The sequence below is a fragment of the Halomonas sp. G11 genome, assembly GCF_001663515.1.
Lineage (GTDB): Bacteria > Pseudomonadota > Gammaproteobacteria > Pseudomonadales > Halomonadaceae > Vreelandella.
Genome location: NZ_LYXG01000006.1, coordinates 40,727 through 61,229 on the forward strand (window position 1 = coordinate 40,727; position 20,503 = coordinate 61,229).

The following is a 20,503-nucleotide window of genomic DNA, read 5'->3' on the forward strand; positions in this document are numbered from 1 at the left end:
GATATAGATCAATTATTGGACATTTAGCGCATTATTACTCAACCTTAGTCGTATAGGAGATGTAGGTGATGCCAGCCTCGTCTGCAACGTCCGTTCCAGTATTTAAGCTGTATGGCGAGACGCAGCATTGGCCCACGCCTGACCTGCTGCACTGTGAATCCATTGCCGAACGCAGCCGTTTACATAATTGGCGGATTCGACCACACCGGCATGCCGACCTCGTGCATATTCTGTTTATTGCTCAAGGGAGTGTTGAGTTAGAGCTGGAGGGAACAAGCCATCAGCTGCAAAGTGCCAGCGCTATCGTTGTTCCCGCCATGGCGATTCATGGCTTTCTCTTTTCACCGGATGTGGAAGGACACATTATTACCCTGGCCAAACCGCTGGCCGAACACTTACATGCACTAATGGGTGAGAACAGTACGCTAAAAGAAGCCGACTTCTATCCGCTGCTCCAGCCAAACCAGACCGACAGAATTGCCACGCTGGTGACCCAGATCGACCAGGAGTACCGCCAACCGGCCCCTGGACGCAACAGCCTACTTGAAGCGCTTATTCAAGCCTTGGTGGTCGAGCTATCGCGCCTTTGTGCTTATACCGGCCGCATGGCAAAACGCTACGGCCCCCGCCAGCGTGACAAAGGTCGGCATCATTTAGAGCACTATCAAGCGCTGATCGAAGCCCACTATCGCGAGCAGCCAAGTATTGAACAGTTGGCCGGGGAGATCGGGGTGAGTAGCGCGCATCTGAACCTGCTCTGCCGCCAACTCGCCGGGCGCAGCGCCCTGCAGTTGCTGCATGAGCGCCTGCTGCTGGAGGCCAAGCGACAGCTCACCTATACCAACATGACCATTGGCCAGGTCTCTGACAGCCTGGGGTTCTCTGAACCGGCTTACTTCACACGCTTTTTCAAGCGCAATACCACGATCTCGCCACGTGAATTTCGGTCGCGTCAAAATGATAATGCAGCCTCCCAAGCCATCGATCAGGCGAACTGACCGAGAGCGAGTAGGCGGCGGCTCGTTCAAGCGGCCGAGCATCGATTGTGGTTGCGTGCAGACTCATAACTCGTCGTTTACGTTAAGGAAAACCGAGAAAGTACGGCAGTTCTATGTCTTCATTCAGTCTTGCTGCTCTGGGACTCGATTCACTGGCCAATCTGGATGACCGGCTTGACGGTGGTGCCGTTCTTCGAGTCCTCGAATGCCTGATGGATCTGCTCGGGTGCGTAGAACTTAACCAGCCGATCGAAGGGAAAGCGCCCTTCCTTGAAGTAGGCAATTAGTTGCGGGATGAAAACGCGCGGCACCGAGTCCCCCTCTATCACCCCGATCATCGACTTGCCCTCGGCCATCAGATCATGATGCACGTCCAGAGTGACCTCGGGAGTGACACCCACTATGGCTGAGACCCCAAGTGGGCACAGCGCCTGCAGAGACTGGCGCACTACCATCGGCACCCCGGTGGTCTCTACGGCAAACTGGCTGCCGCTACCGGTGATCTCTCGCACGCGCTCGACGGTGTCGTCCTGCTGTCCATTGATTGCATGAGTCGCCCCCAGCTCAAGGGCCAACTCAAGACGGTTGTCGTGGACGTCCACCGCAATTATCTGACGGCAACCAACAATCCTGGCTGCCATGATAGCGGAGAGCCCAACGGCCCCACAGCCATAGACCACTAAGCTTGACCCGAACTCAGGCTTGAGCCGGTTGAGCACCGTGCCAGCGCCTGTCTGGATGCCGCAACCCAGCGGACCGAGCAGCGCCAGGTTCACCTCCGGGTCGGCCAGCACCACATTGCGAGCGCTAACCACGGCGTGGGTGGCAAAGGACGACTGACCAAAAAAGGTGGCCAGCGCCTCATCCCCCCGCGCCAGACGATGACTACCGTCATCCATGGCACCACCAAAGTTAAGCTCGTTAAAGGCATCGCAGACTGTGGGATGACCCGTTAGGCAGTGACCGCATCCGCCACAGTGGGCAAACGACAACACCACGTGATCGCCCACCTCAAGCCCATTCACTCCCTCGCCAAGGGCTTCCACTACTCCGGCGCCCTCATGGCCCAGCACGATGGGAAAGGGAGCTAGGCCTAGGTCACGGGCCACCGCATCCGTATGGCAGACACCGGTGGCCACGATGCGCACCCGCACCTCGCCCATAGAGGGCTCTGCCAGCTCGACCGTCTGCCACTCGAAGTCATGCCCCTGCTCAGAAATCACTGCCGCTTGAATTTGCATGGTTAGCTTCCTTATCAAGAAGGTTTAGAAGCCGGGATATCCATCGGTAGCCGAGAAGGACGCAGGCTCATCATAAGTGGAGCCACCAACCAACAATTATTGCGTCGACATCCAATATTCCTCATAGCAAAAAGAAGGTCGAGAGTACCGGGAACAGAATCAAAAGCGTCAGGCGCAGCAGGTCAGACACCACAAAGGGTGCCACCCCTTTAAATATCTCCCCCAGCCCCACGTGCGGCGCCATCGCCTTGATCACGAACACGTTCATCCCCACCGGCGGGGTCATTAGCCCCAGTTCCACCGTCAGAACGGTGATGATGCCGAACCATACCGGGTCGATACCCATGGCCTGGATGATGGGGTATACCACCGGCACGGTGATCACCAGCATGGCGATGGAGTCCATGAACATGCCCAGCACAAAGTAGAGCGCCAGAATGCACAGCACGACGACCAAGGGCGTCAAATCCATGCCATAGAGCACGTCGGTAATCGAGAACGAGATGCGCGATACCGAAATGAAGTAGCCGAGCGTTTCCGCTCCTACCAGCATAAAGAAGACGACGGCAGACAAGGCTAACGTCTCCTGCACGCTTCGCCACAGGCCATCAATCCGCATACCCTTAAACAGTGCATAGAGCAGTGTTGCAAAAGCGCCGACGCTGGCCCCTTCGGTGGGCGTAAAGGCGCCGAAATAGATACCCAGGATCATGATCAGGAAAACGCCAAAAAACGGCAGCAACCCCGTCAGCGAAGCGAGCTTGGTTTTCCAGGCGGTCGGCTCACCGGCCACGGCAAGCGAGGGACGCAATCGCATGAGCACCGTAATGGTCAGCGCATACATGACCAGCCCCAGCAGGCCCGGAATCAGCCCAGCCATGAACATATCGCCAACGGACTGTTCGGTAAGAATGGCGTAGATAAGCAGCGCGATACTCGGCGGAATCATGATACCCAGCGTGCCGCCTGCGGCCAGGGCACCCGTCGCCAAGCCACGGTTATAGCCGTAGCGCTCCATCTCCGGCAACGCCACCCGGGTCATGGTGCTCGCCGTTGCTAGCGAAGAGCCGGAGATAGCGGAGAAGATGCCGCAGGAGCCCACCGCCGCGATAGCCAAGCCGCCTTTCCAGCCGCCGCAGATGGTTCGCGTCGAATCAAACAGCTTACCGGCCATCCCCGAATGCGCAGCCAGTACGCCCATCAGGACAAACATGGGCACAGCACTGAAGCTGTAGTTCGAAAGCACTTCCACAGGCACTGTCTTCAGCTGGGCGATAGCCGCATCCCAACTGATGATCTGGGCAAACCCCACCACGCCGACGATCAGCATCGTCAAGGCAACGGGCACACGCAGAATCATCAGTACCAATAACAGCCCCAGCCCCATGGCGCCGATCGCTTCACTCCCCATGGGCCACCTCCTCTTCAACGCCAAACAGCATGCCCAACAGCGCATGAATGGCACTGCGTATGCCCAGCAATATGCTCAAGAAGGCCGCCAGATAGTAAACCGGACCCATCGGGATGCGCAGGTCTTGCGTTACCTCCCCATGGCGGGCCGCCGAGGCGGCGGAGTCCAGCAGGCCGAAGAAGAGCACCAGACCAAGGGCTGCAAATCCCAATAGATAGACGCCATGCAGCCTCGTTTTCAGCGTTGCCGGAAGGCCATGGGAGAAAGCCTCCACCACCACCTGGCTTTTCTCGACATTGGCCGCCATGGCAGCCAATAAAGAAAACAACATCAGGTAGCTAACCAGCTCAACGCTGCCGCTCACGCGGAATGCTATTGCCCCTTCGGTAAGCTTTGATAAATAACGCGTGGAAACGTCCGCGATGGTGACTGCCAACAAGCTGATAAGCGCAACACCTGCGACCAGACGGCAAAACAGGGCCAACCAATGGCTGGCCCTTGACAGGATTGACTGCATGACGGACTACCCCTGTTGGGTGGCACAGGACTCGCTGGCTTCAAGCGCGGCATCGTAAACCTCTCGGCCTGGCAGGCCCCGCTCTTCAAGCTCGGTGAGATAGCTTTCGATACCGTCCCTGAGCGGCTTTTGCCAATCGGGATGATCCAGCGGGTTGTCGATTTCGCGGATGGTGTGACCCGCGTCGACCGCTTCCTGCTTGCCTTCAACGTCCAGGCGATCAAATACCTCGCCTGCGTTTTCTGCCCACTTCATACCCGCATTGTCATTGATGACGGCTTGTTGCTCAGGCGTCAGGCTGTCGTAAGCACGCTGATTCATGGTGGCGACGAAAATCAACGTGTAGAACGGCACCTCGGTGTGGTAGTTGACCAGTTCATTGATGCGGAAGCCTTTAAGGCCTTCCCAGGGGAAGCTCAGCCCATCGATAACGCCGCGCTGCATGGACGTGTAGATATCCGGTGCCGGCATGCCGACCGGTTCGGCCCCCATGTTGTCCAGCATCTGGCCCGCCACAGCCGTTGGCCGCCGGATGCGCAGGCCTTCAAGGTCTTCTGGGCGTTGCACGTCCGTATCGATGGTATGGATACCGCCTGGCCCGGTGGTGAACATGAACAGCGGGCGCGTGTCCTCATACTCACTATCCAGGTGGCCGTCGTCGTAAAGCGTTTGCAGCACACACGCTCCCTGGGTCGCGGTCGTCGCGACGCCTGGCAGTTCGACGATCTGCGACAGCGGGAAGCGCCCAGCGGTATACCCCTGCGCGGTTGCGCCGATGTCCGCGATGCCATTTGCAGCGGCCTCATAAATGGCGTCTGGCTTGGCCAGGGTGCCGGAAGGGAACATTTCAACGGTTAGATCGCCGCCAGACACTTCTTCGATGGTTTCGGCCCAGGCTTCAAAAATATCTTCATTGATACCCGAGGCACCAGGCCAGAAATGCGCCATACGCAGGGTCGTTTCTGCTTGCGCCGAGGCGGCTGTCACACCGGCGACGGCAGCTGCAAGAAAGCAGCGAGTAAGCATCGTTTTCATAGGGGCTCCAGGCATTTATTCTTGGATTCATGCTAGTTCGCATAGCGAATATTAGTTCGCCACATAACACTACGTTAGTCCACTATGGAGCGCGGGGCTAATCGACATTGGTCTATAATCCGTCGGACGCCTTACTCTGCTCCTGCGCATCGGATCGGCCCAAGCCCCTCACATAGCAAAAAACCGCCTTCGCAGGAGCGAAGGCGGTTGACGATGCCAGATAAAAATAAAGGCTACTTTGTCTGCTCTGTATACATCTCTACCAGTCGCGTCGCCTCATCATAAAGCCGTTTGCCATCGAAGCCACGGCTCTCCATATCGTCAATCCATTGAGCCGTGGCCGTTTCGGCAGCCTCCTGCCAGGGTTGCAGTGAATCCTCGGTGATGTAGAGCATTTCACCTTCCGCTGTCGCTTCAATAGCGTCAATCGCCTTCTCTTCTGCTTGATCCATGACCTGACCGATGCGCTGTGCTTCCGCAAGCCCGGCATTATCGTCAATCACCTGCTGCTGCTCCGTCGAAAGCGCGTCATAGCTAGCCTGGTTCATGGCCAGCACCATCATGGCCGTATATAGCCCATGTTCACCTTCAAAAAAGGTGTGGTTCTGGGCAACGTCCAGCACGCCCAGCGCCGCCGCACTTTCAAACGGCAGTGCCAGGCCGTCGATCACCCCCCGGGAGATGGCTTCAGGAATTTGCGGCATCGGCATGCCCACTGCTTGCGCACCAAGCAGCCCCAGATAACGATTCATGGTCTTCGAAGGTGCACGAAGGGCCAGACCATCGAGATCATCAGCGCTTTCAATAGATACGTCTCTGGTATGGAGCTTGCCCGGCGTATGGGCAAAGACGGCGATAGGGTAGACACCCTCGAAGGCATCCTGCATATGCGTCGTCGCAAACTCATGGGCCGCCATGCTGGTGGCTTCCCCGGTGGTGGGCAGGAAAGGCTGGTCGAATGCCTCGGACGCCGGGAATCGGTTTGGCGTATAGCTCAACAAGGTCCAGGCAATGTCGACGACCCCGTCCTTGGCCTGGTCGTAAAGCGAAGGGGCCGATCCACCCAATTGCATGGCTGGGAAGATTTCCACCTTGATAGCCCCTTCAGATTGCTCTTCGATCCGCTTGGCCCAGGGTTCCAGATACTCGGTCTGCACGGGCGTGGAAGGGGCAGCAAAGTGGTGCAGCCGCAGGGTCACGGTGTCTTGGGCGTGGCCACCCGCGCTGAAGAGCATGCCGCTGATCAAGGCGAGGCTGGCGAGTGTGGGTTTTATTGTCATTGTAATGAACTCCTTGTTTATGTTGCTATCTTGCTGGTCAATTGGTCTAGCTTATCTAGATGGGGTAATGGCGCGGACCAAGCTGCATGGTCATCCAGCGCAAGTCGGTGAACTCCTCGATCCCGGCCTTGCCGCCGAAGCGTCCATAGCCGCTCGATTTGACGCCGCCAAAGGGCATCTGCGGCTCATCGTGCACGGTGGGCGCATTGATATGGCAAATACCCGATTCAATGCGTTGGGCAAACTGCATCGCCCGGGCGGTATCGCGGCTGAAGACGGAGGCGGAAAGGCCGTATTCGCTATCGTTCGCCACGCGCAGAGCGTCTTCCTCATCCTTGATACGCATCAGCGCCACCACCGGGCCAAACGACTCTTCGCCATACAGACGCATCGCCTTGGTGACCCCATCGACCACGGTCGGCTGCATGATGACGCCTTCGGCCTTGCCGCCGCAGGCGAGGCGTGCGCCGTGCTGCCGGGCGTCGTCGATCAGGGCATTGAGCTTCTCGCCCGATTCGCGATTGATCAGCGTCCCCAGCGCATTGCCTTCTTCTTTCGGGTCACCCGCGTGCAGAGTTTCCGCCTTGCGGGCCAGTTTTTCGACGAAGGCATCGGCGACCGCATCCACAACGATCAGCCGTTCGGTGGACATGCAGATCTGCCCCTGATTGAAGAAGGCGCCAAAGGCAGCGGCCTCCACGGCGGCATCAAGATCGGCATCTTCCAGTACCACGAACGGCGCCTTGCCCCCCAGTTCCAGCAGGACTGGCTTGAGATGGCGCGCCGCCTTTTCGGCAATGATGCGCCCCACCTCGGTCGAGCCGGTGAAATTGATACGCCGCACGGCTTGATGCTCGATCAGCGCCTCGACGACCTCGGCGGCCTGCGGGGGCGCATTGGTCACCACGTTAACGATGCCATCGCCCAGGCCCGCCTCGACCAGCACTTCCCCGATCAGGTGGTGGGTTCCGGGGCACTGTTCGGAAGCCTTGAGTACTACCGTATTGCCGCACGCCAGAGGTGTGGCGATGGCACGGGTACCCAGAATGATGGGCGCGTTCCAGGGGGCGATACCCACCACCACGCCGCAGGGCACGCGCACGCCCATCGCCAGGTTATCGGGCACGTTGGACGGGATGACCTCGCCATTCACTTGCGTGGTCAGCGACGCGGCCTCGCGCAGGATGCTGGCGGCCACCATGACATTAAAGCCTGCCCAGCCTGGTGTGGCGCCGGTTTCCTCCACCATGCGTTCGATAAAATCGACTTGGCGCGCTTCCATTGCCTCTGCAGCTTTGAGTAGCTTGGCGCGCTTTTCGCCGGGCGCCGTTCTTGACCAGGCAGGGAAGGCGTTCGCGGCGGCGTCTGCGGCCCGCGCCGCATCGGCGGCAGAGGCCGCCGCCGCCTGGGTGACGACATCACCGGTCAGCGGATTGGCCCGCGTAAAGTGGGCGGCTTGTTCAGCGGCATGCCGCTCACCGCCAATTAACAGTTCAAGATCCATGGCAACCTCTCGTTTACAGCATTGTCGGTTGTTATTGTCCGGTTCTTACCGGTGGTAGCTCTCAAGCCCCGGCTTGATGCTCTTTTCGTCGAGGAACTGCTTCAGCCCTTGCTCACGACCCTGTTCCGGATCAAGCTGCTGCGCCTGGTCAAGCTTGGCGTAGAGGTACTCTTCATTCTGCTCCCAGGTCAGTTCGCGGCACATCTTGAAGCCGATCTTGGCGGCACGCATCACCACCGGGTTCTTGTCACGCAGCGTGGTCGCAAGCTCCCGGGTGGCGTCACGCAGCTCGGCCAGCGGCACACTTTTATTCACCAGCCCCATCTTGGCCGCCTCGGGCCCGGTAAACGTTTCTCCGGTCATGATGTAGTAGAGCGCTTCACGGTGGCCCACGGTATCGGCCATGGCCTTGCTGACCAAGTTGCCCGGAGGAATGCCCCAATTGATTTCCGAGAGGCCGAATACCGACTCATCGGCGGCAATCGCCAGGTCGCAGGCCACCAGCGGCGAGAAGGCCCCGCCAAAGCACCAGCCATTGACCATGGCGATGGTGGGCTTGGCATAGTGACGCAGCAGCTTCCACTGCCAGGTAGAGGCGTCGCGGCGCACCTTGACCTGAACGATCTCGGGGCTGGCGTCGATCTCGCGAAAGTACTCCTTGAGATCCATGCCGGCAGAAAAGGATTCGCCCTCGCCACTCAGCACCAGTACGTGGGCCTCTTGATCCAGCTCGATGGTCTCCAGCACATCGATCATTTCCCGGTTGAGCGTCGGGCTCATGGCGTTGCGCTTTTCAGGGCGGTTCAACGTCACCCAGGCAATGCCCTCTTCGACGTTAACCTTCACGGTTTGCCAGCGATCCTGGTAATGACTCATCTCTTGCTCCTCGGGGTTTATCAAACGACTTACAACGTTACGTATCAGGAATGATTTTTTAACTATCTGTTCAGCGCTGAATCTTTTCGGTTAGCTATCTCCTCAGCATCACGAGGAGCTTTAATCTTCGCTGGGTCGCGACGCGGACTATTCATGTCTTACTCCTTGATCAATTGATTAAGTAGACGAAGCCGAGCGTGATGGCGGGGAAGAGCACCAGCAGAATGATGCGGATCAGGTCAGCGACCAGGAAAGGCAGGATGCCTTTAAAGGTTTCCGTCAAGGGAATGCGCGGCGCCATGGAGTGGATGATGAAGATGTTCAGCCCTACTGGTGGCGTGATCATGCCAACCTCGACGACCACCAACGCCAGGATACCGAACCAGATCGCCACATCCGTGGCGGGCATGCCGAAGTCCATACCCATGATGATGGGCAGAAAGATGGGCACGGTGAGCAATATCATCGACAGGCTGTCCATGAAGCAGCCGAGCACCAGGTAACATAACAAGATACCGGCCAGCACCACCCAGGGACTGATCTCGAGCCCTACGATCCAGCCAGCAGTGATTTGTGGCAGCTGGGTCAGGGCAAGGAAGCTGTTGAAAACGCTGGCACCGAGCACGATGAAGAAGATCATTGCCGAGGTCACGGCGGTGTCGAGCACGCAATCGCGCAGCCCGCTCCAGCGCAGCCCGCCGCGGGTCACCGCCAGAATCCCCGTGGCAACCGCGCCCACGGCTGCCGCTTCGGTGGGCGTAAAGACACCGGTATAAATGCCCCCGATGACCACGATAAAAATGGCGGCACCAGGCCATACTTCCAGCAGCGAGCGCCAACGCTCTCCCCGTGAGGCTTTTGCTTTACTCGGCGCACTACTCGGAACGAGCCGCACGTATAGCGAGATGGCCAGCATATAGCTGAATACCGCCAGCAGCCCCGGCACCAGGGCGGCGGCAAACATTTCGTTAATGTTCTGTTCAGCCAGAATCGCATAGATGACCAGCACCACAGAGGGGGGGATCAGGATCCCGAGCGTGCCACCCGCCGCCAGTGCACCGGTCGCCAGGCTACCGCGATATCCCTGGCGCTCCATTTCAGGAAGCGCCACTTGCGTCATGGTCGCCGCCGTGGCCAGCGAAGAGCCGCAAATGGCGCCAAAAGCGCCACAGGCGCCAATCGTGGACATCGCCAGCCCACCGCGACGGTGACCCAGCCAATCGTTGGCGGCCTGGAACATGGCCTGGGAAAGCCCAGCTCTCGCCGCAAACTGCCCCATTAGCAGGAAAAGCGGAATGATGGATAGCGTATGGCTGGAGAAATGCTCGTAAGGTAGTGTCTTCAAGCCATTCAAGATGCCCATCGGGCCGGTGATGAGCATCGTGCCCACTCCACCGACGACCAGCATGGCCAGGCCGATAGGAATACGTGAAGCCATCATGAACAGCAGGACAATAAAACCACCAGCGCCCAAGGTCAGCGGTGTCATCACAGACCTCCCTGGTCGGCATTATCCTGCGTCGGGGCCTGAGACCTGGGCTCATATGCAAAAGCATCGATGGCGCGATACAGGCAGACCGCCGTCAACAGTGCCAGGCCCACGATGCCACCGATGTACCCCCACCAGAGCGGTATATCCAGCAGCATGCTGGTTTCCATGTAGCGATGCTTATCCAGCAAGCCGTGATAAAGGCGCCAGGTCATCAAGCCCGCGACCGCCAGAAAGAGGAGTTCGGCAACAATGGCCAGCAAGCGCTGAATAACGGTCGGCGCATGCATCACCACCAGATCCACCGTGACGTGACCGCCGCGAAGATGGCAGTAGGGCAGGAACAGAAACACCGCGATGGCCGTGCCCATCTCCACCAGTTCGTAATTTCCCGTGATGGGGCCCACCCAGTCCAGCAAGGACAGGTCGCCAAGAACAGGCGCGCTTGCCAGCCATCGCCCCAGAATGCTGACGACGGTGATGAGCGCAAGAGAAGCGACCAGCAAGCCGCCGCTTATTGCGGCAAACCGACAGAGCGTCTCAAGGCTGCGGCTTATCAGTGCAGTACCGGTTGTTGGCACCGTCGCTAGGCTGCTCATTATCTTGTCTCTTTGTTATATGAATTCGCCGTCTGGCGTGACGCATGGCATCGTTTCTTGCTTGGTCAGGACGCCACCCTGGATGCGGAACATCCCATGACATGCACAACCGGGCTCGCCAACACCAAACTAGTTACCAACTATAAGTAATTTCCTTTTCGGCAGCATGCAAGCAGCGTTATTAAAAATACGACTAAAGCATTATTCGTCGGCGGTATCCGGCGCATAGATTTTTACCAGCAGAGACAGCAATTGACGCCGTTCTATCTCACTAAGTGATTGAGTTGCTTGAATATCACTTTGCTCAGCCAGCTCTTTCAACTGCTGGGTCAACGCCTCACCCTTTTTGCTGAGGAAAATCCCGTGAGAGCGCTTATCACGCTTGCAGCGTACCCGCAAAGCCAGCCCTCTTTCCTCCAGGTGATTGATAAGGCTAACGATTCTTGGCGGGTCAATGTCCAGCACCTTGGCCAGGTTCGTTTGAGTTATTCCTGGATATCCTTCTATCACCACCAGCGAAGAGAACTGGGCAGGACGTATTTCATACGCCTGCATGGCCTCGTTGAAATGCTTGAAAACCGTCAGTTGGGCTCTCCTCAAGGCGTAGCCCAAGCGGTTTTCAAGCACCAGTCCGGCAACGGACGTCGGCTCTTTTTCTTCGGGTTCGACCTGGTGAACAGGCGCGCTCTTCTTGGATATGGTCATGAAAATAATTCCCGTCTCGAGTTAGTTAGATACAACCAAGGTCTTACACTGGCATCCTAGCCAACCATCTAGTTAACAACTATAACTATATGCGCCAGCATGACAGCACACAATAAAACCAAGATTTTTCGCTATGGAGCCACGAATGTCACGCCCCTCCCCCCCGTCGCCCAGCCACTCGCACCACGCTCAAGAACACCAACTACACGGTGGCGAAGTACCTGACTACCCCCGCGCCATGACCCAACGCCTCGCACACTGGGCCAGTGAAACACCGCAGCAAACGTTCCTGGCGGAGCGAGTGGATGGACCGCAGAAGTGGCGAACGCTAACGTTTGGCGATGCGATGACCAGGGTGACCTGCCTGGCACAGGCATTGCTCGATCACGGCTTGTCAGCGGAACGTCCGCTGATGGTGCTGTCCGGCAATAGCATTGACCATGCCCTGCTGGCCTGTGCCGCTATGCATGTCGGCATTCCCTACGTGCCGGTCTCGCCTTCTTACGCGCTGCTGTCCGAAGACTTCGTCAAGCTGCGGCATGTGATGGCGCTGGTGACACCGGGCATGGTTTTTGTCGATGACGAGTCGCGCTTTAGCCAGGCGCTGGCGGCCGTTTGCGACGACAGCATTACCTGCGTAGCCAGCGCGCCGGCTCAACGGTCCCTGGCGCTCGCGTCACTCGCCGCGACACCGGCAAGCGCCGCAGTTGACGCCGCCCATGACCGCGTAACGCCTGACAGTGTCGCCAAGTTACTCTTTACCTCAGGATCGACGGGCATGCCCAAGGCGGTGATTAACACCCACCGCATGCTGTGTAGCAATCAAGCCATGCTGACGAAGCGACTGGGCTTTCTGGAGCAGCGCAAACCCGTGCTGGTCGACTGGCTGCCCTGGCACCATACCTTCGGCGGCAATACCATTCTGGGAATGGCGATTCACAACGGCGGCGCTTTATACATTGATGACGGCAACCCCACGGCCCAGGGGGTTCGTCGTACCGTCGAGAACCTGCGCGAGGTTTCACCCACGTTTTATTGCAACGTCCCCAAGGGGTTCGAGGCACTGGTCGAACACTTACGCGACGACGACACGCTGCGCGCCGCCTTCTTCCGCCATCTGGAGATGATGCACTTCGGAGGGGCCGTGCTGCCCGGGCATGTGCGAACCGCCCTGGAAACCCTGGGACGACAGAGCCGTGGCGCCCCTGTGCCCATGTTAAGCGGCCTGGGCTCCACGGAAGCGTGCCTGGCCTTCTGCACCGACGACCCTGGCGATATACCGGGGCTGATAGGCGTGCCCGTTCCCGGCATGACGCTCAAGCTGGTGGCCACGGACGATAAATGGGAAGCGCGCCTCAAGGGTCTCAACGTCACGCCAGGCTACTGGCGGGATCCCCAGCGGACGCACGAGGCGTTTGACGACGAAGGTTTCTACTGCACCGGCGACGCCATGCGCCTGCTTGACCCCGACCACCCGGAGCGGGGACTACTGTTCGACGGGCGACTCAGCGAGAACTTCAAGCTGGTCACCGGCACCTGGGTCAATGTGGGCACGCTACGCCTCCACCTTGTGGAGCACTTTGCTCCTCTGGTACAGGACATCGTGGTGGTTGGCGAAGGGCGCGACTACCTCACCGGATTCGTCGTCTTGAATCTGCCAGCCTGCCAACAGCACCTTGGCCTGGCAAGCGCTTCCCTCGAGGCGCTCGCCACGAACCCCGAGCTGCACCAATGGTTCGCCGAACGCCTGGCCGCGCATGGTCACGGCCAGTCAAGCTCCATGCGGCTGGATCGCCTGCTCCTGCTGGATCAGCCACTTTCCGCCGATCAGGGCGAAGTCACCGACAAAGGGTCGGTGAATCAGCGGCTGGTTCGCGAGCGCTACCCGAATCTTGTGGCCTGCCTTTACGCCGAGCCGCCTCGGGATGCACGCATTGTGCTGCCCGCCAGTTGAGCACCTAGACACCGATACCCCGCCACTCAGGGGAGCACATGACCCGCTCGAGGCTGCTCCCGATACCACGTTGGGAGCATGCTCATGACACGCGGCCACTACGCGGCCTTTGAAGACATCCACCTGGTTGCCGCCTTGCGCACGCCGTTTACCGACCTGAACGGTGCGTTAGGCGCCACTTCACCCACCGACCTTGGTATCAAGGTGGCCCGGGAGGTGCTGGCCGCAAGCGGTACGTCACCCGCAGACGTGGATTCCGTCATCGCAGGCTCAGTGGCACAAGCCAGTGTCGATGCCTACTTACTCCCCCGCCATATTGGGCTGTATGCGGGGGTGCCCCAGGAGGTACCTGCCCTGCATTCGCAACGCGTCTGCGGCACTGGGTTTGAACTGCTGAAGCAGGCCGCGGAGCAGATTGCCCTTGGCCAGGCCACGCGCGTGCTGTGCGTCGGCGCGGAATCCATGACCCGCAACCCGATTGTCGCCTATAAGCACCGAGGAGGCTTCAAACTGGGTGAACAAGTGGCCTTCAAGGACTTCCTGTGGGAAGCGCTCATGGATCCGGCGCCTAGTGTATCCATGATCCAGACCGCCGACACCCTGGCACAGCGCTATGCCATCACCCGTGAGCAGGTAGACGCCTTTGCCGAGCGCAGCTTCGCCCGTGCGGTCGACGCCCAGGCGCAAGGGATTTTCTCTGCGGAGATCGTAGCGGTTGGCAACGAAACCTTCTCCCTGCCTGGCTATTATGACCGGGGCATACGTCTACCCCGCAAGATCAACCGCGTGGACCAGGATACGCATATCCGGCCTTCGCCACGGAGCGTATTGACCCCGTTACCGCCGGTATACGACGACGGCGTACAAACCGCAGGCAACAGCGCCGCCGTTGTCGATGGTGCCGCAGCGGCGCTGGTGATGGCGGGCTCGCACATGGGCACGCCACCTCTGGCACGCCTGTGCGCCACCGCCGTGGTCGGCGTCGCCCCCGAGCTCATGGGTATCGGGCCCGCCCCCGCTATTCGTCTGCTGCTGGAACGCAGTGGCCTCACGCTCGACGATATTGACCGCCTTGAGATCAATGAGGCTCAGGGTGCACAGGTGCTTGCCGTCGCCCGCGAGCTGGATCTCGACCTCACCAAACTCAACGTCCATGGCGGTGCCATCGCCATTGGCCATCCGCTGGCCGCGACCGGCCTGCGTCTCGCGATGACGCTCGCTCGCCAGCTCAAACGCGATGGGATGCGCTATGGCATCGCCGCCGCCTGTATCGGGGGCGGACAAGGCATGGCCATACTGCTTGAGCACATGCCCGAATAAGCCTTGGGCTCACGGCGACTATCAAGCGACTGAGCAGCTGCGTAGCAAACCCTTCCCGCTACCCCTGCACACATGCGCAAAAAAGGCTGGCAAAGTGCCAGCCCAAAACGTGATCAAAACAGCGGTACATCACTGACACCTTCACATCACTGCAAAGCGTAGATCGCTAGAACTGGAAGGTGGCACTTGCCTGCAGTCGGCTTGCATCATTGGCATCACCATTCACCTGCTCGATATCGGCATGCTGGTATTCGAGACCGACCGCCATGCGTTCGGTGACATCCCAGATGACGTTGGCAAACGCGTAGTCAAGGGTTTCGAAATGATCGCCATAGTCTGATGGCAGGTCCTGCTCAAGGCGCGAAACGCCTACAGAGCTGAACCAGCTATCCGTCCAGTAATGATTGAGCGAGAGACCAAACGCCTGGGTCTCGATCGTTTCGATGTCAGTACCGTCCACATAAACATCCGGGGCATTACGGTGACCCACATTGCCGGGATTCCCCATATAGTTACCGATGCCCTCGCCAAAGGTAGCGCTGCCCCGCAAGCTGGTCGTCGAGCTGAAAGGCATATTGAACTGCGCCTGAACCCCATAGCCAGTGGCTTCGTCATCGATGGTATTGGTGATGTTATTGGTCGACAGTTGACGCGCTATCCCCGACAGGGCAAACAGGCGCTTGTATTCATAGCGCAGCGTCAAGTCGGGCAATTGGCTCTCGCCATCGGCAACGTCGGCGTCATTGCGGGCAATGACGGTGGTGGGGTTTTCCAGGGCAGCAGAAAACGTACCGGCGCCCACCGGTTGCGTATAGCGTAACTGCGCCTGCCGCTCGAAGGCGTAGCCCTTGGGATCGCCTAACGCCAGCGTGCGCGTACCGCCCACAAAGCTCATGAAGTTTGACCATGTCTGCCCGGCAAGAAATCCATTGAGCTCTCCGTAGGCATGGCGCAGGCCAAACTTGCCGTCGGGGACAAAATGCCCCTCGAAGTAGGTAGATAGACGCCCATAGTCGGTTTGGGTCTGCGTGCGAAAATTCAGGCGAGACTCATAGGCCGTAAAGCTGGTGCGGCCATCGGTCTGATTGCCAGGGTTCATGACCGCGTAAGGATCGGTCGATGTGCCCAGGTCATAATCGAAGTCGTAAAAGGCATCAAGCTTGACGTACCCCCCGAAGGCGATATCCGTTTGCGTGCCGGGAATATTGATCGTCGACCGATGGTTCCAGGGCGGGCCTACACGGCTTGGCTCACCGGTCACCACGGGTTGCCCTGCTTCCACTACGTCAAAGGCGTGAGCCTGAACAGCAAAAGCGCAGGGTGTCAGAAGGGCGCATGCAACAAAACGGTTCATTTTCATTGTTGATCTCTGCTTTTAGTGTCGAGTCCAATTGTATTTGTTCTCAATGCGAACGTTGATCCGCATTACGTACTAAAGCTGCAAAAAAAACCTCCACCTGTCAATTAAGGCGGAGGTCTTATCTAATTTAAAAACCCAAGCTATTGATTAAATTAAATTTTAAATGGTTAATACTTTGGTTTAATTACACATTGAAACTAGATGACTCTTCGCTTCAGAGGTTATCAGCCAGAAGTTCAGGATAACGCAGCCCAATCAGCGCGTGCTCACGCATCAGCATTTCCGCACGGGCACCTTCCCATGATTTAAGTGCCTGAAATATAAGCTCATGATGAAACTGGGCCAACTGCAGTTTCTTGAACTCTCGCCCCAAATCCTCGCTATCGATAATGATGGAGTCGGCGGCAGCAAATGGCAGATGGTTATTACGCGAAATGGCATCGGCCACCACACGGCTATCGGCAGCTCCCACAATGCTTCCATGGAAGTGTGAATTGATATCGCTCCATTGATTGATATCGGTTTCCAAAAGGTACCCTTTATGCAGTAGCTGCCTGCCTTTTTGGATCCAAAAATCCAGTGACTCGACAACATCTTGCGGCATGCCCCGCTCCGCCAGGCGCCGGGCGGCCAGCCCCTCCAACACCCCGCGGACCTCAACGGCGCAGTGCACATCGGCCTGGGTAAACTCACGCACCATGAACCCCCGCTTGCCCGCACGCTGGAGCAACCCCTCCTGCTCCAGCGTCCGAAAAGCCAGGCGAACAGGCGTTCTTGAAACGCCGAACTGCTCGGCTACCGCCTCTTCTCCAAGACGCTCTCCTGGGTGGTAATGGCCCGCACCTATCAGCTTGCGGAGCCGACTGACCAGGCTTTTATCGTTGTCACTCATGTGGTTTTTCTCTCATATCAACAAGATTTAGCGGTGAACCAGCGCACGCTACGAAAGTATAGGTTGACGGTAAAAACCCTTCTAGCCTTTACTTTGGATCCAATAACAAAAATTCAGATACCCATAAACAATACCAAGAAGGAGTTGACCGTGACACAACAAGCCCCCTATCCAATGAACACATGGTACGTCGCCTGCACCCCTGATGAGCTTTCCGACAAGCCGCTCGGGCGAACTATTTGCAATAAGCAACTAGTTTTCTTCCGTGGCGATGAAGGTCGCGTTGCTGCCGTGGAGGACTTCTGCCCTCATCGCGGCGCGCCGCTCTCACTGGGCTTTGTCCGTGATGGCAAGCTGGTATGCGGCTACCACGGCCTCGAGATGAACTGCAGCGGCAAATGCGACAGCATGCCCGGTCAGCGGGTTCGCGGCTTTCCAAGCAACCGCGCCTATCCCGTCGAGGAACGCCATGGCTTTATCTGGATCTGGCCCGGCGACCCCGAGAAAGCTGACGCCGATCTGATTCCCGAACTGCACTGGGCCAATAACCCCGACTGGGCTTATGGCGGCGGCCTTTACCATATTCAGTGTGAATATCGCCTGATGATCGACAACCTCATGGACCTTACCCATGAGACCTATGTGCACGCCTCCAGCATTGGCCAACCCGAGATAGAAGAGGCAGCGCCGGAAACAACCGTTAACGGCGATGAAGTGGTCACCAGCCGTGAAATGGAAAACATACCCGCGCCGCCTTTCTGGCAGGCCGCCCTCAAGGGGAACGGGCTGGCCGACGATGTTCCCGTAGACCGCTGGCAGATCTGCCGCTTTACCCCGCCCAGCCATGTGTTAATCGACGTCGGCGTGGCCCACGCAGGCAATGGCGGGGCCAAGGCACCGGCCAATGTCAAAGCCTCAAGTATCGTGGTCGACTTTATCACCCCGGAGACCGATACCTCTATCTGGTACTTCTGGGGCATGGCCCGCAACTTCAAACCCGAAGATCAGGCGCTCACCGACAGGATTCGAGAGGGCCAGGGCAAGATCTTCGAAGAGGACCTTGAGATGCTCGAGGCACAGCAGCGCAACCTGCTCAAATACCCCGACCGCCAACTGCTGAAACTCAATATTGACGGTGGGGGCGTACAAGCGCGCCGCATTATTGATCGCATCTTAAAAGAGGAGCAGGCCGAGCAACCCCAGGAGGCAACGGCATGAGCCACCCCTCTCTATCGCTTATTGTCGAGGTAAAAGCTCGCCATGAGGAGGCGCTGGGCATCGCCACCTTCGAGCTTGCCGACCCTCATGGCCGTCCGCTTCCGCCCTTTAGCGCAGGCGCTCATATCGACGTGCAGGTCAAGGAGGGCGTGATACGACAGTACTCGCTGTGCAATCACTCGGAGGAGCGGGATCGCTACTTGATCGGCGTATTGCGAGACGAAGCCTCCCGAGGAGGCTCCGTCGCCATGCACGATGAGGTGAAAGAGGGCGACCTCCTGCTCATCAGCGCCCCTAAAAACCACTTCCCGCTCAAGCCAGCTAAACGAACGTATCTGCTGGCGGGCGGGATTGGCATCACCCCGTTGCTGTGCATGGCAGAACGGTTGGCGCGCACCGAGGCAGACTTCGAGCTGCACTACTGTGCGCGCTCCGCCGAGCGCATGGCCTTTCGCGAGCGCATCGAGGCATCAAGTTTTGCCGATAGAACGCACTTCTATCTCGACGATGACGCCGCGTCCCCAACCCTTGACCTGGAAAAACTGCTCAGTGAGCCAGACGCTGATGCCCAGCTCTACGTCTGCGGCCCTGGCGGCTTTATCGATGCCGTCATCTCGACGGGTAAACAATGCGGCTGGCCAGACGACCAGCTGCACACCGAGTACTTTGCCGGCGCGGAGACAACCTCGGAAGACGACGGTAGCTTCGAGGTGCGTATCGCCAGCAGCGGCGCCGCCTTTACCGTCCCCGCCGATAAAACCGTCCACCAGGTGCTGGCTGAAAATGGCATCGAGATCATGGTGTCCTGCGAGCAGGGGGTCTGCGGCACTTGCCTGACCCGTGTGCTTGAAGGCGAACCCGACCACCGGGATTTATACCTGGAGGACGATGAGCACGCGGCCAACGATCAGTTCACGCCCTGCTGCTCCAGAGCCAAGAGCAAAACGCTTGTGCTGGATCTCTAAGCCGTCACAAGAGCGTTTACAAGAACAATCACAAGAACGTACTCCCGTTGACTAGATATGAGGATAACGACAATGAAAAAGCCGTCCCAACACTTAGCCAAGGCGACACTGTTTGGCCTGTTCGCCGCGTCACTCGCCGCCTCCACCGTGGAAGCCAGCACCACCCTCAGGGTGGCGCACGTCTGGCCGGGCGGTTCCATGATCGACCGCGAGCTGTTTCAGGCCTGGGCGGAAAGCGTCGAAGAAGCTTCCGACGGTCAGTTGAGCGTGGAAATTTTCCCCAGCCAGACCCTAGCCAAATCAGACAAGACCTATGAAAGCGCCGTGAAAGGTATCGCCGATATTGGCGCCTCTGCTCAAGGGTACACGGCGGGCCGCTTTCCTCTGACCCAGGTGGTTGAGCTGCCGGGGGTATCATCAAGTGCACGCCAGGGTGCCTGTATTCTTCAATCACTTTACGATCAAGGCCACTTTGAGGAGGAGTACGCCGACACGCGCCCTCTGTTCCTGTTCACGACCGGCCCAGGTTATCTGCATACCAAGGATCAACGGATTGAAACACCGGCAGACCTCGAGGGGCTTCGCCTACGCCGCCCTACGCCGGTGGTGGGTGACATGTTCGAACGCCTGGGCGCCCAGGCGGTGGGTATGCCAGCGCCAGATGTGTTTACCGCCATGCAGCGTGGCGTCGTCGACGGCCTCAGCTTCAACTGGGAAGGCATGAAGACCTTCCGGCTGAACGAACTGGCGCAGTACCATACCGAAGTTCCCCTGTATGACCTTTCGCTGTTCGCCACCATGAGCCAGCGCAGCTACGACCGCCTGCCAGCCGATTTGCAGCAGGTGATTGATGACCACAGCGGGTTGGAGTGGTCGCTTCGCGCGGCGGAAGTTTACGACGAGATGATACGCCAAGGGCGCGAAGAAGCCGTCGAGGCAGGGCATGAGTTCGTCGTCATCGACGACGCGCTGGAAGATCCTGAATGGGGCCCGGTGTTGCAGCAGACCATTGATGACTACCTGGAGGACATTGGCGGCGCTGCCAACGACATCTACAACGCCGCAATGGAGTTAAAGCAAAGCTGCTCTGCGTAACGTAACGATAGAGGGCGTCTTCCTTATTTCCAGACTGAAAAGGG

General features: G+C 58.4%; 18 protein-coding genes. 6 read left to right on the top strand and 12 right to left on the bottom strand.

The features are described 5' to 3' along the window. The first annotated feature begins 68 nt into the window (after positions 1-68). Positions 69-998, top strand: coding sequence for a helix-turn-helix domain-containing protein (locus tag ADS46_RS03645; protein WP_066316382.1), 930 nt, complete (start codon positions 69-71; stop codon positions 996-998). A 149-nt stretch (positions 999-1,147) separates the two neighbouring features. Here ADS46_RS03645 and ADS46_RS03650 read toward each other — a convergent pair whose 3' ends face one another. The 10 genes from ADS46_RS03650 to ADS46_RS03695 all read right to left on the bottom strand — a co-directional run bounded on the left by ADS46_RS03650 (position 1,148) and on the right by ADS46_RS03695 (position 11,655). Continuing rightward, on the bottom strand, positions 1,148-2,239 hold the full coding sequence (locus ADS46_RS03650) for an NAD(P)-dependent alcohol dehydrogenase (RefSeq protein WP_066316387.1): 1,092 nt from the start codon (positions 2,237-2,239) through the stop codon (positions 1,148-1,150). Between the two features lie 121 nt (positions 2,240-2,360). Continuing rightward, on the bottom strand, positions 2,361-3,650 hold the full coding sequence (locus ADS46_RS03655; RefSeq protein WP_066316392.1) for a TRAP transporter large permease: 1,290 nt from the start codon (positions 3,648-3,650) through the stop codon (positions 2,361-2,363). Beyond that, positions 3,640-4,167: a TRAP transporter small permease gene (locus ADS46_RS03660; protein ID WP_066316396.1), complete on the bottom strand. Its 528-nt coding sequence runs from the start codon at positions 4,165-4,167 to the stop codon at positions 3,640-3,642. The genes ADS46_RS03655 and ADS46_RS03660 overlap by 11 nt, the downstream gene beginning before the upstream one ends. 6 nt (positions 4,168-4,173) lie before the next feature. Continuing rightward, positions 4,174-5,202, bottom strand: coding sequence for a TRAP transporter substrate-binding protein (locus ADS46_RS03665; RefSeq protein ID WP_066316397.1), 1,029 nt, complete (start codon positions 5,200-5,202; stop codon positions 4,174-4,176). A 233-nt stretch (positions 5,203-5,435) separates the two neighbouring features. Further along, entirely contained in the window at positions 5,436-6,482 is a 1,047-nt protein-coding gene (locus tag ADS46_RS03670) for a TRAP transporter substrate-binding protein (protein ID WP_066316401.1), read from the bottom strand. A gap of 55 nt (positions 6,483-6,537) precedes the next feature. Continuing rightward, positions 6,538-7,986, bottom strand: a complete 1,449-nt coding sequence (locus ADS46_RS03675) for an aldehyde dehydrogenase (protein WP_066316402.1) — start codon at positions 7,984-7,986, stop codon at positions 6,538-6,540. A 45-nt stretch (positions 7,987-8,031) separates the two neighbouring features. Beyond that, positions 8,032-8,862, bottom strand: coding sequence for a p-hydroxycinnamoyl CoA hydratase/lyase (locus ADS46_RS03680; RefSeq protein ID WP_066316404.1), 831 nt, complete (start codon positions 8,860-8,862; stop codon positions 8,032-8,034). A gap of 169 nt (positions 8,863-9,031) precedes the next feature. After that, positions 9,032-10,351 carry a TRAP transporter large permease gene (locus ADS46_RS03685; protein WP_066316407.1) on the bottom strand — a complete coding sequence of 440 codons (1,320 nt, stop codon included), beginning with the start codon at positions 10,349-10,351 and terminating at the stop codon, positions 9,032-9,034. After that, positions 10,351-10,950, bottom strand: a complete 600-nt coding sequence (locus ADS46_RS03690; protein ID WP_066316410.1) for a TRAP transporter small permease — start codon at positions 10,948-10,950, stop codon at positions 10,351-10,353. The genes ADS46_RS03685 and ADS46_RS03690 overlap by 1 nt, the downstream gene beginning before the upstream one ends. Positions 10,951-11,151: 201 nt before the next feature. Then, complete coding sequence (locus ADS46_RS03695; RefSeq protein WP_082925971.1) at positions 11,152-11,655, bottom strand: MarR family winged helix-turn-helix transcriptional regulator; 504 nt, start codon at positions 11,653-11,655, stop codon at positions 11,152-11,154. A gap of 145 nt (positions 11,656-11,800) precedes the next feature. Here ADS46_RS03695 and ADS46_RS03700 point away from each other — a divergent pair, with 145 nt between their 5' ends. Then, positions 11,801-13,609 (top strand): feruloyl-CoA synthase, encoded by a 1,809-nt coding sequence (locus tag ADS46_RS03700; RefSeq protein WP_234346758.1) that lies wholly within the window; start codon positions 11,801-11,803, stop codon positions 13,607-13,609. An 84-nt stretch (positions 13,610-13,693) separates the two neighbouring features. After that, entirely contained in the window at positions 13,694-14,929 is a 1,236-nt protein-coding gene (locus ADS46_RS03705; RefSeq protein WP_066316416.1) for a thiolase family protein, read from the top strand. Positions 14,930-15,095: 166 nt separating this feature from the next. Here the strand turns inward: ADS46_RS03705 and ADS46_RS03710 are convergent, their stop codons facing one another. Together ADS46_RS03710 and ADS46_RS03715 are read right to left on the bottom strand one after the other, a co-directional pair. Continuing rightward, positions 15,096-16,289, bottom strand: coding sequence for a DcaP family trimeric outer membrane transporter (locus ADS46_RS03710; RefSeq protein ID WP_066316417.1), 1,194 nt, complete (start codon positions 16,287-16,289; stop codon positions 15,096-15,098). A 214-nt stretch (positions 16,290-16,503) separates the two neighbouring features. After that, on the bottom strand, positions 16,504-17,181 hold the full coding sequence (locus ADS46_RS03715; RefSeq protein WP_066316418.1) for a GntR family transcriptional regulator: 678 nt from the start codon (positions 17,179-17,181) through the stop codon (positions 16,504-16,506). A 174-nt stretch (positions 17,182-17,355) separates the two neighbouring features. Between ADS46_RS03715 and ADS46_RS03720 the strand changes: the two genes are divergently transcribed. The 3 genes from ADS46_RS03720 (at position 17,356) to ADS46_RS03730 (ending at position 20,459) form a co-directional block, all read left to right on the top strand. Beyond that, a complete protein-coding gene (locus ADS46_RS03720) occupies positions 17,356-18,399 on the top strand; it encodes an aromatic ring-hydroxylating oxygenase subunit alpha (protein WP_066316422.1) in 1,044 nt (347 codons plus the stop codon). Continuing rightward, a complete protein-coding gene (locus ADS46_RS03725) occupies positions 18,396-19,364 on the top strand; it encodes a PDR/VanB family oxidoreductase (protein ID WP_066316423.1) in 969 nt (322 codons plus the stop codon). Before ADS46_RS03720 ends, ADS46_RS03725 begins: the two co-directional genes overlap by 4 nt. A gap of 72 nt (positions 19,365-19,436) precedes the next feature. Then, complete coding sequence (locus tag ADS46_RS03730; protein WP_066316425.1) at positions 19,437-20,459, top strand: TRAP transporter substrate-binding protein; 1,023 nt, start codon at positions 19,437-19,439, stop codon at positions 20,457-20,459. Positions 20,460-20,503: the final 44 nt, after the last annotated feature.

Coding starts and splice junctions, on each gene's coding strand:
- ADS46_RS03655 (WP_066316392.1), bottom strand. CDS start 3,650: ATGGGGAGTGAAGCGATCGGCGCCATGGGGCTGGGGCTGTTATTGGTA.
- ADS46_RS03720 (WP_066316422.1), top strand. CDS start 17,356: ATGAACACATGGTACGTCGCCTGCACCCCTGATGAGCTTTCCGACAAG.
- ADS46_RS03645 (WP_066316382.1), top strand. CDS start 69: ATGCCAGCCTCGTCTGCAACGTCCGTTCCAGTATTTAAGCTGTATGGC.
- ADS46_RS03685 (WP_066316407.1), bottom strand. CDS start 10,351: ATGACACCGCTGACCTTGGGCGCTGGTGGTTTTATTGTCCTGCTGTTC.
- ADS46_RS03710 (WP_066316417.1), bottom strand. CDS start 16,289: ATGAAAATGAACCGTTTTGTTGCATGCGCCCTTCTGACACCCTGCGCT.
- ADS46_RS03695 (WP_082925971.1), bottom strand. CDS start 11,655: ATGACCATATCCAAGAAGAGCGCGCCTGTTCACCAGGTCGAACCCGAA.
- ADS46_RS03680 (WP_066316404.1), bottom strand. CDS start 8,862: ATGAGTCATTACCAGGATCGCTGGCAAACCGTGAAGGTTAACGTCGAA.
- ADS46_RS03675 (WP_066316402.1), bottom strand. CDS start 7,986: ATGGATCTTGAACTGTTAATTGGCGGTGAGCGGCATGCCGCTGAACAA.
- ADS46_RS03725 (WP_066316423.1), top strand. CDS start 18,396: ATGAGCCACCCCTCTCTATCGCTTATTGTCGAGGTAAAAGCTCGCCAT.
- ADS46_RS03650 (WP_066316387.1), bottom strand. CDS start 2,239: ATGCAAATTCAAGCGGCAGTGATTTCTGAGCAGGGGCATGACTTCGAG.
- ADS46_RS03700 (WP_234346758.1), top strand. CDS start 11,801: ATGTCACGCCCCTCCCCCCCGTCGCCCAGCCACTCGCACCACGCTCAA.
- ADS46_RS03670 (WP_066316401.1), bottom strand. CDS start 6,482: ATGACAATAAAACCCACACTCGCCAGCCTCGCCTTGATCAGCGGCATG.
- ADS46_RS03660 (WP_066316396.1), bottom strand. CDS start 4,167: ATGCAGTCAATCCTGTCAAGGGCCAGCCATTGGTTGGCCCTGTTTTGC.
- ADS46_RS03705 (WP_066316416.1), top strand. CDS start 13,694: ATGACACGCGGCCACTACGCGGCCTTTGAAGACATCCACCTGGTTGCC.
- ADS46_RS03665 (WP_066316397.1), bottom strand. CDS start 5,202: ATGAAAACGATGCTTACTCGCTGCTTTCTTGCAGCTGCCGTCGCCGGT.
- ADS46_RS03715 (WP_066316418.1), bottom strand. CDS start 17,181: ATGAGTGACAACGATAAAAGCCTGGTCAGTCGGCTCCGCAAGCTGATA.
- ADS46_RS03690 (WP_066316410.1), bottom strand. CDS start 10,950: ATGAGCAGCCTAGCGACGGTGCCAACAACCGGTACTGCACTGATAAGC.
- ADS46_RS03730 (WP_066316425.1), top strand. CDS start 19,437: ATGAAAAAGCCGTCCCAACACTTAGCCAAGGCGACACTGTTTGGCCTG.